We start from the raw sequence: 15,058 nt of genomic DNA, 5'->3' as shown, positions 1-15,058 counted from the left end.
CCGGAGCTCCCCCCACCGCCCTGTCGAAGGTTGCCGACGCGGCACGCGGCGGCGTTCGGCCAGACTCGTCTGCGACAGGCCGTACCGATCGGGGGGACAGATGCACTACCTGACCGCTACCGAGATGCTCGAACTGCTGCGCACCAGGCAGGTCAGCGCGGCCGAGCTGCTCGAGGCGCACCTGCGGCGGATCGAGGAGGTCAACCCGGAGGTCAACGCGATCGTCACGCTGACCGCCGAGCGCGCCAGGCGGGAGGCGAGGGAGGCCGACCTGGACCTGGCGCGCGGCCGATGGCGGGGACCGTTGCACGGGCTGCCGGTCGCGCACAAGGACCTGGCCGACACCGCGGGGATCCGCACCACGTACGGCTCGCCGCTCTTCGCCGACCACGTCCCCGGCACCGACGCGCCGATCGTGCGGCGGATGCGCGAGGCCGGGGCGATCACGGTCGGCAAGACCAACACCCCGGAGTTCGGCACCGGCTCGCACACCGTGAACGAGATCTTCGGCGCCACCCGCAACCCCTACGACCCGACCAGGTCGGCCGGGGGCAGCAGCGGCGGGGCCGCCGCCGCGCTGGCGACCGGTATGGTGGCGCTGGCCGACGGCTCCGACATGGGCGGCTCGCTGCGCAACCCCGCCTCCTTCTGCAACGTGGCGGGGCTGCGGCCCACCCCCGGGCGGGTGCCGGCGCCCTCCGCCGTCGCGGCCTGGTTCACCCTCGGCGTGCCGGGGCCGATGGCCCGTACCGCCGGGGACCTGGCGCTGCTGATGAGCGCGGTGGCCGGGTTCGACGCCTCCTCCCCCCTGTCGATCGCCGAGAGCGGCACCGCCTTCGCCGGGCCGCTGGAGCTGGACCTGACCGGCCTGCGCGTGGCCTGGAGCCCGGACCTGGGCGGGCTGCCCGTCGACGCGGAGACCGCCAAGGTCACCGCGGACGCCCCCGCCGTGCTCGCGGAGCTGGGCGCGCGGGTGGACCGGGTGGAGCTGGACCTGTCGGACGCCGAGGACGCCTTCCGGATCTACCGGGCCTGGTACTACGCGCTCTGCTACGGCGACCTGCCCCAGGAGCGCCTGGGGGCGAACGTGCGCTGGAACGTCGAGCGGGGCCACGAGGTGACCGGGGCCGACCTGGCCCGCGCCGAGCGGCTGCGCAGCGGGCTGTACCAGCGGATGGACTCCTTCTTCGGCACCTACGACTTCCTGATCGCCCCGGTCAGCCAGGTGCCGCCGTTCCCGGTGGACGCCCCGTACGTCTCGGAGATCAACGGACAGGCGCTGCCCGACTACCTGGCGTGGATGCGCTCCGCCTACTGGGTCAGCGTGCTGCACGCCCCCGCGGCGTCGGTGCCGTGCGGGTTCACCTCGGGCGGGCTGCCGGTGGGCGTGCAGATCGTCGGGCGTCCCTTCGCCGACATGGCGGTGCTCCGGCTGGCCCACGCCTTCGAGCGCGCCACCGGGCACGGCACGCGCAGGCCGCCCCTCTGACGCGACCGGGCGGCCGGGTCACTACCGGCCGTCGATGTCGTACGACGACAGCGGCCCGTAGGGTTCGCCCTCGCCGAACGGGTTGCGCAGCGGCGAGTCGCGGTAGCCCGCGACGCCCTCCAGGACGAAGAAGACACCGGCGGCCAGCGTCGGCCACGCGTACAGCACGCCCCTGGCGGTCAGCGCCAGGGGCCCCGGGACCAGCGGCATGGAGCTCCCCACGGAGCTCCCCGAGGCGGCGATGCTCACCGCGCCGAGGTTGGCCGCCGCGCCGACCAGCAGCGCGAGGTGCGCGCCGAGCAGACCGCCCGCCGCCAGGCCCACCACCACCGGCAGCGGGCGGCCTCCACGCGACACGCCGTAACCGATGACCCCGCAGACCAGCCCGAGCACGCCCGTGATGACGGCGAACCAGCCGTCGGCGGCGATCAGCGCCTGCGTGGAGGGATCGGCCGGCAGCGGCCCCTTGCCCGTCACGACGTACGGCGGTCGCGGCGCGGCCAGCGACCACAGGATCCCGGCGACGACTCCGGCCAGGGCGAGCACCAGCACGGTGATCACAAAGTCACGCGCACCGCGCACCACGGCCCCCTCACCCTCTGTGCAGATGTGCCCGATGTTACCCATCCGCCCGCCCGGCGCCACCCGAGGTTCCCACCGAACCCCGTTACGCTTGCGGGGTGAACGAAGAGGCATGGCTGATCGAACCCTCCGGGCCGCTCCGCGGTGACGTCGAGGTCCGCGGTTCCAAGAACGGCGTCTCCAAGCACATGGTCGCCGCGATGCTCGGCACCGGTGAGAGCACGATCCAGAACGCCCCGGACGTGGGTGAGGTGGGGATCACCGCGCAGATGCTGAGGGCGCTCGGCATCGACGTGGAGATCAGCTCCGGGGAGATCACCGTCTCTCCCGGGGAGAAGATCAACCCGCATGTCCCGGCGGCGTTCACCGGCCTCAACCGAATCCCGATCCTGATGCTGGGCCCGCTGCTGCACCTGGCGGGCGAGGCGTTCGTACCGCTGGTCGGCGGCGACCCGATCGGCCGCCGGCCCGTCGACTTCCACGTCGAGGCGTTGCGCGCGATGGGCGCCGAGGTCGAGGTGAGCGACACCGGTGTGTACGCCAAGGCCAAGCGGCTGCGCGGCAGCCGGATCGAGCTGCCCTACCCCAGCGTCGGCGCCACCGAGACGATCCTGATGTCCGCGGTGCTGGCCGAGGGCAAGACCGTGCTGAAGGGCGCGGCGATGGAGCCCGAGGTGGTGGAGCTCGCCCTGTTCCTGCAGCGGATGGGCGCGCGCATAGAGCTGAGCCCGGACCGGCGCATCGTGATCGAGGGGGTGGAGCGCCTGCACGGCGCCTCCACCTGGCTCAACGGCGACCGCATCGAGGCGTTCTCCTACCTGGCGGCCGGTCTGATCACCGGCGGCCAGGTGCGGGTGCACGGCTGCCCGCAGGACCGGCTGGTCACCGCGATCACCACCCTGGCCAGGATGGGCGCCGAGGTCGACATCACCGACGACTACCTGTCGGCGTCGGCGCCGCACGGGCTGCGGGCCGCGGCGGTGCAGACCGACACGCACCCGGGGTTCATGACCGACTGGCAGACGCCCCTGATGGTGCTGTTCACCCAGGCCCAGGGCATGTCGGTGCTGCACGAAACGGTGTTCGAGAACCGCCTGGTCTACGTGCCCGCGCTGCAGAAGATGGGCTGCGAGATCGAGGTGTTCGACGTCTGTCTGGGCGGCCCGGCCTGCCGCTACCACGACACCAACGCCAAGCACTCGGCGGTCGTGCGCGGCGTGTCCAGGCTGAGCGGCGCCGACGTGACGCTGCCCGACATCCGGGCCGGGTTCTCCGCCGTGCTGGCGGCGGCCGCCGCGGAGGGCGTCTCCACGCTGCGCGGGGTGCACCACATCGAGCGGGGCTACCACCGGCCGTTCGAGCAGTTCGCCTCGCTCGGGCTGAAGATCAGTCGAGAAAAGGTGCAGGAGGGGTAAGGATTGGCAACCGGGTGTTTATGGGTGATCATCCGGTTGCACGTTACCTTGCGTGACATCGCACCCGGAGGTGAGACGCGGACCCGGCGCGTGCCTGCGCGCGCTGACGGCCTGCGGGGTGCTCGGCGGGCTGCTGGCCGCCCTGGCCGCGCTGCCGCTGGTCGGCACGGTGGGGGTCACCGTCAACAATGTCACGAGGACCCTGACCGACCTGCCGCCGAGCCCACGGGAGAATCCGCTCGCCCAACGCACCGTGCTCCTGGACCGGAACGGCAAGCGGTTCGCCCAGTTCTACACGGAGAACCGGACCGTCGTTCGGCTCGACCAGATCGCCCCCGTCATGCGTGAGGCGATCGTGGCGATCGAGGACTCGCGCTTCTACGAGCACGCGGGCCTGGACTTCAAGGGCACCCTGCGCGCCCTGGTGACCAACACCAAGGCGGGCGGGGTGCGCCAGGGCGGGTCCTCGCTCACCCAGCAACTGGTGAAGAACATCCTGGTCGAGAACTCCGAGAGCGAGACCGAGCGCGCCCAGGCCCGCGCGCCCAGCATCCAGCGCAAGATCACCGAGCTGCGGTACGCGCTGGCGATGGAGAAGAAGTACACCAAGGCGGAGATCCTGGAGCGCTACCTCAACATCGCCTACTTCGGCGCGGGGGCCTTCGGGGTGGAGGCCGCCGCCCAGCGGTTCTTCTCCGTCGCCGCCTCCCGGCTGACCCTGGCGCAGGCGGCGACGCTGGCCGGCGCGGTCCGCACCCCGTACATCACGGACCCGTCGCTGGACGCGGCGCGCAGAAAGAGGCTGCGAGAACGCAGGGACATCGTCCTGGAGCGGATGGCCCAGCTGTCCTACGTTCCCCGGCCCCGGGCGGAGGCCGCCATGAGACGGCCGCTGAACCTCAGGCTGCAGCCGATGCCCGGCGGCTGCGACGGGAGCGTCTACCCCTACTTCTGCCTGTACGTGCACAGGGAGCTGCTGACCAACCCGGTCTTCGGCCATACCCGCGTGGAGCGGGAGCGCCGCCTGGCCAGGGGCGGCCTCGTGCTGCGCACCACCTTGGCGCCGAGGGCCCAGCGGGCCGCGGAACGCGCCATCGCCGCGCGCGTCGGTACCAAGGACACCGAGGTCGCGGCCGAGGCCATGATCCAGCCTGGCACCGGGCGGATCCGGGCCATGGCGGCGAGCAAGAAGTACGGCCGCAACGCCGGCGACAAGAACAACGGCCCCCGCACCACCTACAACCTGGTCGCCGACACCGCGCACGGAGGCGGTCAGGGATTCCAGGCGGGGTCGACGTTCAAGGTGTTCACCCTGGCGACCGCGCTGAGCCAGGGCTGGCGGTTCGACCAGGGTTTCATGACACCCGGCAGCTTCGTGCCCGCCGGCGGTTTCAAGGACTGCCGGGGGCGCAAGGTCAACGACCCCGGCGCGGAGATCTTCAACGCGAGCGGCGAGGGCAAGGGCGGCCCGCAGAGCCTGTCCACCGGCACCTGGAAGTCGGTGAACATCTTCTACATGATGCTGGAGCAGCGGGTGGGCCTGTGCCCGGTCGTCAGGACCGCCAAGGCGATGGGCATCGCCCGCGCCGACGGCACCCCGCTGCGGGAGGTGCCGACCTTCACCCTGGGGGTGAACGAGATGGACCCGGTGACCGTGGCGGCGGCGTTCGCCGCGTTCGGGGCGCGGGGCCGCTACTGCCGCCCGCTGTCCATCGTCGAGATCGTCGAGCGGAACGGCAGGCACTTCCGCGTCCCGCCCAGCTGCGCGCAGGCGATCGAGCGCGACGTGGCCGACGCGGTCAACTACCTGCTGTCCGGGGTGTTCACCAAGGGCACCATGACCGGTCAGAGCATCGGCCGCCCCGCGGCGGGCAAGACCGGCACCAACAACGGCTACACGTCCGCCTGGTTCGCCGGCTACACCCCCGATCTGGCCGCGGCGGTCAGCGTGGGCGACATCCGCGGTTCGTACCGCTACCCGCTGAGCGATGTCGAGATCGGCGGCGAGTACTACGGAGCGGTTCAGGGGGCCTCCCTGCCGGGGCCGATCTGGGTGTCGTCCATGTCCGCCGCCCTGCGGGACGTCTCGCCGCGTTCCTTCCACCACCCGGACATGGGCCGTTTCGGCGGCGGGTTCACCCCCGGCATGAAGGAGGCACTGGAGGCCGAGCGCAAGGCGGGCAGGGACGGCGAGCGCGGCGAGCGCCACCGGGACCGCGAGGGGCGCGGTGATCGCAGGCGCCGCGGTGACAGCGAGTACGGCGCCTACCACGGGCCCCGGGGAGGCCGTGTCGCGCAGTGGCCCGCCCGCCCCCGCCACCGCTGACCCGGCCCACCGCGACACCACCGCCGTCACCGCGTCGGGATCGCTCGCGGCCCTGCCCGCGTCGCGCCGGGTCAGGCTCCGAGGCAGGCGGGTCCGAGCAGCTGCTTCAGGTCGCCCATCAGGGCCGGGGAGGGCGATACCCGCAGCCGGTCGTCGAGGCGCATGATGGTGGTCTTCGGGCCGTTGTGCACCTGCAGGTGCACCTCGGTGGTGCCCGGGTGGGCGGTCAGCACCTCCTTGAGGCGGCCGACCACCGGCGGGGTGCAGCGGGTCAGGGCGAGGCTGACCGCCAGCGGACCGCCTGCCTCGCGGGTCAGGTCGGGGGCCGTCACCTCCATGGCGATGATCTTTCCCACGTCCTCGCGCTTGTCCAGGCGGCCCTTGACGAAGACGATGGCGTCCTCGGCGAGCACCGTCGCGCAGAGCTGGTACGCCGAGGGGAAGATCATCACCTCGATGGCGCCCTCCAGGTCCTCCAGCTGGGTCAGCACCCAGGTGTCGCCCTTCTTGGTGACCTTGCGCTGCAGGCCGCTCAGAATGCCGCCGACGGTGACGACCTGGCCGTCGGGACGGTGCTCGTCCTGGAGCGAGGCGATCGAGCAGTCGGCGCCGGAGGCGAGGATGTGCTCCACGCCGAAGAGCGGGTGGTCGGAGACGTACAGGCCGAGCATCTCCCGCTCGAACTGCAGCAGCGTGTTCTTGTCCCACTCACCCATCGGGATCTGCACGTCGAAGGTCTGGTCCTCGGCGCCCTCGACGGCGCCGAACAGGGAGTCCTGCCCCTGGGCCTCGTTCTTCTTGATGCCGATGATGCTGTCGACCGCCTGCTCGTGGACCATCACCAGGCCCTTGCGCACGTGCCCGAACGAGTCGAAGGCACCGGCCTTGACCAGTGACTCGATGACCCGCTTGTTACAGACGACCATGGGGACCTTGCGCAGGAAGTCCTTGAAGTCGGCGAAGCGGCTCTTCTCCCTGCGGGCGGCGATGATCCCGTCGACCACGTTGCCGCCGACGTTACGGATGGCCGACAGGCCGAACCGGACGTCGGTGCCGCGCGGTGTGAAGTCGAAGTCGGAGTCGTTGACGTCCGGCGGCAGCACCTTGATGCCCATCCGGCGGCACTCGTTGAGGTAGAGGGCCGACTTGTCCTTGTCGTCCTTGACCGAGGTCAGCAGCCCGGCCATGTACTCGGCCGGGTAGTTGGCCTTGAGGTAGGCGGTCCAGTAGGAGACCAGGCCGTAGGCGGCGCTGTGCGCCTTGTTGAAGGCGTAGTCGGAGAAGGGCAGCAGGATGTCCCAGAGCGTCTTGATCGCGGCCGCGGAGTAGCCGTTGTCCTTCATGCCCTGCTCGAACGACTCGAACTGCTTGTCCAGCTCCGACTTCTTCTTCTTGCCCATCGCGCGGCGCAGCAGGTCGGCCTTGCCGAGCGAGAACCCGGCGACCTTCTGCGCGATGGCCATGACCTGCTCCTGGTAGACGATCAGGCCGTACGTGGTGCCGAGGATCTCCTGCAGCGACTCCTCGAACTCCGGGTGGATCGGGACGATCTCCTGCTGAGCGTTCTTGCGCAGCGCGTAGTTGGTGTGGGAGTTGGCGCCCATCGGTCCAGGCCGGTACAGCGCGCCGACGGCGGAGATGTCCTCGAAGTTGTCGGGCTTCATCAGCCGCAGCAGCGACCGCATGCCGCCACCGTCCAGCTGGAACACCCCCAGGGTGTCGCCCCGGCCGAGCAGATCGTAGGTCTTGCGGTCGTCCAGCGGCAGCTTGAGCAGGTCGATCTGCTCGCCGGTGTTGGCCTCGATCATCTTCAGGCAGTCGTCGATGATCGTGAGGTTGCGCAGGCCCAGGAAGTCCATCTTCAGCAGGCCGAGCGTCTCGCAGGTCGGGTAGTCGAACTGCGTGATGATCACACCGTCGGAGTCGCGGCGCATGATCGGGATGTAGTCGGTCAGCACCTCCGCCGACATGATGACCCCGGCGGCGTGCACGCCGGTCTGCCGGATCAGGCCCTCCAGGCCCTTGCCGAGGTCCATGGCCGACTTGACGTCGACGTCCTCCTCGTACAGCCTGCGCAGCTCGCCGGCCTCGTTGTAGCGCGGGTGATCCTTGTCGAAGATGCCCGACAGCGGGATGTCCTTGCCCATCACCGCGGGCGGGAACGCCTTGGAGACCTTGTCGCCCAGCGCGTACGGGTGGCCCAGGACGCGGGCCGCGTCCTTGATGGCAGCCTTCGCCTTGATGGTGCCGAAGGTGGCGATCATGGCGACCTTGTCGGCCCCGTACTTCTCCGTCACGTAGCGGATCACGTCGCCGCGCCTACGCTCGTCGAAGTCGATGTCGACGTCGGGCATGGAGACGCGGTCGGGGTTGAGGAACCGCTCGAAGATCAGCCCGTGCGGCAGCGGGTCGAGGTCGGTGATGCCCAGCGCGTACGCGGCCAGCGACCCGGCGGCCGAGCCTCGGCCGGGGCCGACCCGGATGCCGTTGTTCTTGGCCCACATGATGAAGTCGGCGACCACGAGGAAGTAGGAGGGGAACCCCATCTGCAGGATGACGCCCATCTCGAACTCGATCTGCGCGCGGTGCTCCTCGTCGACGCCTTCGGGGAAGCGCCGCTCCATGCCCTGCCAGATCTCCTTGCGGAACCAGCTCTCCTCGCTCTCCCCCTCGGGCAGCGGGAAGGTGGGCATCAGGTTCTTGAAACCGAACATGCCGCTCGGGTCGACCTTCTCGGCGACCAGCAGGGTGTTGCGGCAGCCCTCGGCCCACAGGTCCGAGGAGTCGACCGCGCGCATCTCGTCGGCGTTCTTGATGTAGTAGCCGCTGCCGTCGAAGCGGAAGCGGTCGGGGTCGGACAGCTGCTTGCCGGTCTGGATGCACAGCAGCGCGTCGTGGGAGGTCGCGTCCGACTCGTAGGTGTAGTGGGAGTCGTTGGTCACCAGTGGCGGGATGTCCAGCTCGCGCGAGATACGGGTCAGGCCGTCCCGGACCCTGCGCTCGATGTCGAGCCCGTGATCCATGATCTCCAGGTAGTAGTTGTCCTTGCCGAACAGCTCCTGGAACCTGGCCGCCGCCGCGACCGCCTCGTCGTACTGCCCCAGGCGCAGGCGGGTCTGCACCTCACCCGACGGGCAGCCGGTGGTGGCCATCAGCCCCTCGGCGTGCTCGGCGAGGATCTCCTCGTCCATCCGGGCCCACTTGCGGACGAAGCCCTCGGTGTAGGCGCGCGAGGAGAGCTTCATCAGGTTGCCCAGGCCCGTGGCGTTCTTCGCCCAGATGGTCATGTGGGTGTAGTAGCCACCCGCCGAGACGTCGTCGCGCTTCTGGTGCGGCTCACCCCACAGCACCGGCTTCTTCTGGTGCCGGGAGGCCGGGGCGACGTAGGCCTCGATGCCGATGATCGGCTTGATCCCGGCCCCGGTCGCCTGCTTGTAGAAGTCGTAGGCCCCGTGCATGTTGCCGTGGTCGGTGATCGCGATGGCGGGCATGCCCAGGTCGCCGACCTGCTTGAACATTTGCTTCAAACGGGCGGCTCCATCCAGCATGGAGTACTCCGTGTGAACATGCAGATGCACAAACGAGTCTGACATGCGGCCCCGTCCTCCCCTAGTCGCACCGTCGGCGGGGAAAGCGTATCCAAATCCGAGTTGCCGAAGTGACCCGTGCGCTCCAGGTCGTCCCTTCCCCGGTCTCAGTCCGAGGGCACCGACCGGCGTTCCTCGGCGAGGTGCAGGCCCGCCTCGATGACGGCGTTCATGATGGGGGCGAGCCGGGCCTCGCCCAGCACGGGGGCGCGGCGGGCCATCTCGGCGACCACCTGGCGCTCGCGGGCCGCGTCGCGGCCGGCGAAGCCTCCGACGGGCTTGAGGCGCTGGATGGTGCCGGCCAGTTCGGCGCGGCGTTCCAGCAGGACGGCGAGGGCGGCGTCGACCCGGTCGATGGCGTCGCGGGCGGCGGGCACCGAGTCGGGGACCTCCCTGCGGGTGACGGCACCGACGATCCTGGTGGCCTCCCGCGCGGCCAGCGCGTCCTGCTCGGTGGAGCCGGGGTCCAGCAGGAGGCCGTCGGCACCGGCGGCGATCGCGGCGGCGGCCAGCGCGGGGTCCGCGCCGAGGTCGGCCAGGACGGGACGGTCCGACCTCATCCGCGCGGCGCGCATCAGGGCGAGGTCGAAGGTGGCGCCGTCCGGGTGGGTACGGCCGCTCTCACAGAGCATGATCTGGTCGTTGCCCTCCGCCGCGCAGTGGCCGGCGACCGCCAGCCACTCCTCCAGCGTCGCGGAGGGGGCCCGCTGGACGAGCACCGGCAGGCCCAGCCTGGCGGCGGCGCGCACCAGCGCGGAGTCCCGCATCCAGGCCGCGCCGACCAGCACGCCGTCCGCCCTCTCGGCGATCACCGGCAGGTCTTCCGCCGAGGACGGCTCCACCAGGACCGGCCCCGTTCCCTCGGCGCGGACCGCCACCACGGACTCCGCGGCGGGGAGCCCACCGCGCCGGTCTCGCAGACTGATCCAGCGGGCGTCCGCACCGGGTCCGCCGATCACCACGGCCGGTCCGGCACCCACCGTGAGCGCGCCCAGCCCTACCGTCGCGCGTTCCAGATGTGCGGTGGACGACATGAGGCTCCCCCATGCTCGGCCGGCGCGCGTCCCGCGAGCCGGTGGTCGTTCGGAAAGAGACGTTCGGAAAGAGACGTTCGAAATGAAAAAGGCAGAGACTTCACGTCTCCGCCTCGTGTCGGCTCCGGCTGGTCGCTAGATCACGCTGTCACGACCGGCTCTCCGGAGCCGGGCTGGTAAACGCGAAATAACAGGTCATTGGTAGTCAGGGGCGCGGTGCCCGAAGGCCCGGTTCCCCATCCCCCTTTCAATTCCGTACGTGCGGTTTTCCCGCATACGGCTTACCGATGATCTTCTTGACATGGTTACGCTGCCTTCGGATAGCGGACGGTCCCGCGTAGGCGGAGCAGGCCGTGCCCTTCAAACCACTCACGAGTCCATGCCTGGTGTTGACCCGCCCGCAGATTGCGACCCCGCTTCTTGATCATCAAGCGGCACAGCATCCACACCACGTAGTCATCCACCTGGCCGAACTTTCTGGCGGCGTTCCCGGTGCGAAAGTAGTTACCCCAGCCGCGCAGGACCGGATTGAGATCCGCGATGATCACCCGGATATCCGTTCCCGACCGGCGGCGGCCCGTCCGTACCCGGACCTTCTCGCGCAAGCGGCTCATCGCCTGCGCCGAGGGCCAGCGATGCAGGTAGTAGCGGACCATGCCGTACTTCTCCCACATCCGGCCCGAAAAACGAGCCCGGAAATGACAGCCCAGGAAGTCAAAGCCTTCCCGGCCTTCCCTGAGGTCAACAACCTTCGACTTGCCGTGATGCAGCCTCAACCCCAGCGAAGTGAGGACCTCCTCCACCACCACGAGCGCGGCGTGGGACTGGGCAGCCGACCGGCAGCAGACAACACCGTCATCCGCGTACCGCACCAGCACCCCCACCCCTCGCCTACTCAGCTCGATATCGAGAAGGTGCAGGTAGATATTGGACAACAGAGGCGAAATCACTCCACCCTGAGGCGTGCCCGCGACCGACCGCGTGACTTCCCCATCCGCCATCACCCCCGCCTGAAGCCACAAGCGGATCAACTTGAGAACCCGGCGATCCGACACCCGCCGCCCCACCTCGGCAAGCAACCGACCATGGTCGATCTCCCCGAAGAAGTTGGCGATGTCAAACTCGGCGACATGAGTGTGGCCTTCGATGAACCGTTTACGGATCATCTCCTTGGCCTGCAACGCCGACCGTTTCGGCCGAAACCCGTAGGAGACCTCCAAGAAGTCCGCCTCGAAAATGGGCTCCAGCACGAGCTTGGCCGCCGCCTGCGCCACCCGGTCACGAATCGTCGGAATCCCCAAGGGCCGCTTGCCACCTGAGGATTTAGCAATGTCCACTCGCCTGGCCGGCGCGGGACGGTACACACCTGCCCGGAGATCGTCTTGGAGTCCGGCAAGCATCCGCCCGACCCCGTACTCCTCCACATGCGCCAGGGTGATCCGATCCACCCCAGCCGCTCCCCGGTTACTCCGGACTCGCTCCCACGCCTCCCACAGGACGTCACCCCGGTGGATACGGTCATACAGGGCGTGGAAGCGCCGCTCCTCAGACTGCTTGGCCGCAGCCCATAGCCCGCGTTGAAGTTTTCGCACTTTGACGATGGACGCTCGCCCATCGGGGTGGTTGGACCGGGTCACCCCGGCCATGCCCTCGCGCTTACCCTCGCCACGGACGTGATCAAAGTGGGGGCCCTTCCCTCCCGGCGCGTTATGTTGCACGCCGATCAGCGGTACTACGGCCCCCTCGGACTCCCGCTGCCCTCCGGACGACTTCACCATCGGCTTATACGCCCGGTCTCGTGCCCGACGAAAGGCGTGGTCAGACGGGTCTCTCCTGTTCCGGCCCAGACCATGCACACGTGCCATCCTCCATACCCCGGGAGAACCTGGCAGACCGACCCTGGAACAAGGCCCACCGGACATGGCCTTCGCCGTGACATGAGCGGCTCGGCTTCTCCATTGTGAATCTGACGAGGCTGCAAGGTTCGCTTTACGCTACGGCCCGCGTGCTTGCTCCCTCCAAAGAGGCTCTTGACGCCCCGCTCAGCCCGCCATGTCTCCACAACGAACCGGGGCCTGCTACCGGGCGCTCCAGTGCTTACCCGGACGGGACTTCCACCCGCAGGCCTGGACCAGCTTCCAGGACGCAACACGTACCCGATCCTAGGCCATATCCCAGCCCCCCGCCACGTACTGGACAGCGCATCTCAAGATATGGACTTTTTCCCCGGCGAGTGAGTCGATCACTTTACCGGGCTATGAGAGTATTCGGAGGTTCCGAAGGAGGTAAGCCGGTTGATGGCCGAAGCACAGCCCGAGGGGCGCCTTATCGCCTCCCGTTACCACCTGCTCGAAGCCATCGGCCGGGGTGGCATGGGCATCGTGTGGCGGGCCCACGACGAGCTCCTGGACCGCGAGGTCGCGATCAAGGAGGTCCGCTACGCCGACATGCTCGGCGAGGACAACCAGGAGGACTTCAACCGGCGCACCAAGCGCGAGGCGCGTGCCGCCGGGCGTCTGACCCACCCGAACGTGGTGGTCGTCCACGACGTCGTCGAGGAGGACGGGCGTCCCTGGATCGTCATGCAGCTGGTGGAGTCGCGCTCCCTCGGCAAGGTGCTGAGGCAGGACGGGCCGCTGCCGCCGCAGCGGGTGGCGGAGATCGGCCTGCAGGTGCTGGATGCGCTGCGCGCCGCCCACGCCCAGGGAGTGCTGCACCGCGACGTCAAGCCGGAGAACGTGCTGCTGGCCGACGACGGCCGGGTGGTGCTGACCGACTTCGGCATCGCGACGCTCGAAGCCGAGACCGCGCTGACCATGACCGGCATCGCGGGCACCCCCGCGTTCATCCCTCCCGAACGCATCAAGGGCGGCGCCGCGCAGCGCGAGTCGGACCTGTGGTCGCTCGGCGCGACCATGTACGCCGCCGTCGAGGGCAAGCCCCCGCACGACCGGGGCGGGGCGCTGCCGACCATGCACGCCATCCTGAACGACGAGCCCGAGACCCCGGTCCACGCCGGGCCGCTGGCCCCGGTCCTGGAGGGGCTGCTCCGCAAGGATCCGGCGCTGCGCATGCCCTACAAGGAGGCCGAGCGGCTGCTGCGCAGGGTGGCCGAGGGCGCGGGCAACCTCGACCGGCCCGCCAGGACCGCCCTCATGCCCGCCGTGAGCCCGGCGGCCGACACCGATCCGGGAGCCCGCTTCCAGGCCGGCGCCCTCCCCGAGACGGGCGCGAAGCTGGACGCCGCACCCGCCGGCGCCAAGGACAAGGCGGCGCCCGCGCGGGGCGAGAGGCCGTCGAAGGCCGCCGCGGAAACGCCCGCCGGAGACGTACGGCAGGAGCCGGGTGCCGGGGCGAAGGCGGCGGCGAAGCCCGCTTCCAAGGCCGCTCCCGGCGCCGGGAGCGGTCCCGCTCCGGAGGCCCCGGGCGGCTTCGAGGCGAACCGGCCCACGAACAGGGTCACCTCCGGCGCCGGGGCCGCAGCGGCCGGGGCGGCCGATGCGAAACCCGCCACCGCACCGACGGCCACACCGGTCTCGGAGGCGAAGCCCTCCACCGCACCGACGGCCACACCGGTCTCGGAGGCGAAGCCCGCCGACGTGTCCCGTGCCACACCCCCTTCCGCTGCCGCCTCCCCCGCCGGCGCGCCCGAGGAGAAACCCGCGGCGAGCCGCGAGGACGCCCCTCCCACCGTGGCCGGGCGGGGATTCGCGCGTCAGAGGCCCACCCCCGTCTCGCGGCCCAACCCCTTCCCACCCGTGGGACGCGAACCCTCGCCCAGACCTGAGCCGGCAAAGGAGCCCGCCGAGCCCGCACCCGCCCACTGGCAGGAGCCCGTGGCGCCCTCCTACGCCGACCATGACTACGGAGCGGCCACGGCCACGCTCGCCTCGCAGAAGCGGGGCGGCTCTCAGATGAAGCGAGGGCTGCTGGTGCTGCTGCCCGCGCTGCTGGTCGTCGGCGGGGTCGCCGGCTGGCTCGGCATGCGCAGCCGCGAGAACGAGGACGCCTCTCGGACCGGTTCGGGGAAGCCGGGCGCGTCCAGCACGCCGAACGCGCCGAGCGCCCCGAGCGGCGGCGCCAAGACGACCCCGCAGGGCTCACCCGAGCCGGCGCCCTCCTCCGCGCCGCCCAGCCCGAGCCCCACCAAGACGGAGAAGAAGTCCGATCTTCCCTCCGGCTGGCGGATGCACAAGGACTCCAACGGCTTCTCGATCGGCCTGCCCAAGGGCTGGAACGTGGACAAACGGCCCGGCCAGCAGGTATGGTTCCGCGGCCCCGACCGGACGAGCTTCGTCTTCGTCGAGTACGTCGACCGCGCGGGTCCCGACCCCAAGGGGGACTGGGAGAACCAGGAGGGGTACAGCCGCGGCAACTTCCCCGGCTACAAGCGGGTCAAGATCGCGAAGGTCGACTACATGGTGAAGGCCGCCGACTGGGAGTTCACCTGGCAGACGAGTTCGGGCAAGGCCCGGGTGATCAACCGGGGGTTCGTCACCAAGGGCGGCCGGGGATATGCGATTTACTGGCATACCCTGGCCAAGAATTGGAAGAAGAACATGCACTTCTTCGAAGGGTTCACCGCGACCTTCTCCTCGAAAAAGTGAGCGGGATCCCCACCGGCC

8 protein-coding genes are annotated in these 15,058 nt (G+C 70.0%); 4 read left to right on the top strand and 4 right to left on the bottom strand.

Features of this window, described 5'->3' with window-relative positions; genetic code table 11:
* The first annotated feature begins 100 nt into the window (after positions 1 to 100).
* The gene (locus tag OG884_RS29895) at positions 101 to 1,489 is read left to right on the top strand and encodes an amidase (RefSeq protein WP_326638377.1); all 1,389 of its coding nucleotides are present in this window, start codon (positions 101 to 103) and stop codon (positions 1,487 to 1,489) included.
* Between the two features lie 21 nt (positions 1,490 to 1,510).
* Here OG884_RS29895 and OG884_RS29890 read toward each other — a convergent pair whose 3' ends face one another.
* Positions 1,511 to 2,071, bottom strand: coding sequence for a hypothetical protein (locus OG884_RS29890; RefSeq protein ID WP_326638376.1), 561 nt, complete (start codon positions 2,069 to 2,071; stop codon positions 1,511 to 1,513).
* A 98-nt stretch (positions 2,072 to 2,169) separates the two neighbouring features.
* Here OG884_RS29890 and murA point away from each other — a divergent pair, with 98 nt between their 5' ends.
* Positions 2,170 to 3,486, top strand: a complete 1,317-nt coding sequence (murA, locus tag OG884_RS29885; RefSeq protein ID WP_326638374.1) for a UDP-N-acetylglucosamine 1-carboxyvinyltransferase — start codon at positions 2,170 to 2,172, stop codon at positions 3,484 to 3,486.
* A 70-nt stretch (positions 3,487 to 3,556) separates the two neighbouring features.
* Complete coding sequence (locus OG884_RS29880) at positions 3,557 to 5,812, top strand: transglycosylase domain-containing protein (protein ID WP_326638372.1); 2,256 nt, start codon at positions 3,557 to 3,559, stop codon at positions 5,810 to 5,812.
* A gap of 71 nt (positions 5,813 to 5,883) precedes the next feature.
* Here OG884_RS29880 and dnaE read toward each other — a convergent pair whose 3' ends face one another.
* The 3 genes from dnaE to ltrA all read right to left on the bottom strand — a co-directional run bounded on the left by dnaE (position 5,884) and on the right by ltrA (position 11,929).
* Positions 5,884 to 9,405, bottom strand: a complete 3,522-nt coding sequence (dnaE, locus tag OG884_RS29875) for a DNA polymerase III subunit alpha (protein WP_326638370.1) — start codon at positions 9,403 to 9,405, stop codon at positions 5,884 to 5,886.
* Between the two features lie 101 nt (positions 9,406 to 9,506).
* Complete coding sequence (locus OG884_RS29870; RefSeq protein ID WP_326638369.1) at positions 9,507 to 10,433, bottom strand: chorismate mutase; 927 nt, start codon at positions 10,431 to 10,433, stop codon at positions 9,507 to 9,509.
* 305 nt (positions 10,434 to 10,738) lie between these two features.
* A complete protein-coding gene (ltrA, locus tag OG884_RS29865) occupies positions 10,739 to 11,929 on the bottom strand; it encodes a group II intron reverse transcriptase/maturase (RefSeq protein ID WP_326646953.1) in 1,191 nt (396 codons plus the stop codon).
* An 801-nt stretch (positions 11,930 to 12,730) separates the two neighbouring features.
* Between ltrA and OG884_RS29860 the strand changes: the two genes are divergently transcribed.
* The gene (locus OG884_RS29860; protein ID WP_326638367.1) at positions 12,731 to 15,040 is read left to right on the top strand and encodes a serine/threonine-protein kinase; all 2,310 of its coding nucleotides are present in this window, start codon (positions 12,731 to 12,733) and stop codon (positions 15,038 to 15,040) included.
* The last annotated feature ends 18 nt before the right edge of the window (positions 15,041 to 15,058 follow it).

Origin of the sequence: Streptosporangium sp. NBC_01755, from assembly GCF_035917995.1 — a bacterium.
Lineage (GTDB): Bacteria > Actinomycetota > Actinomycetes > Streptosporangiales > Streptosporangiaceae > Streptosporangium.
This window is presented reverse-complemented; position numbering and strand designations above follow the sequence as displayed.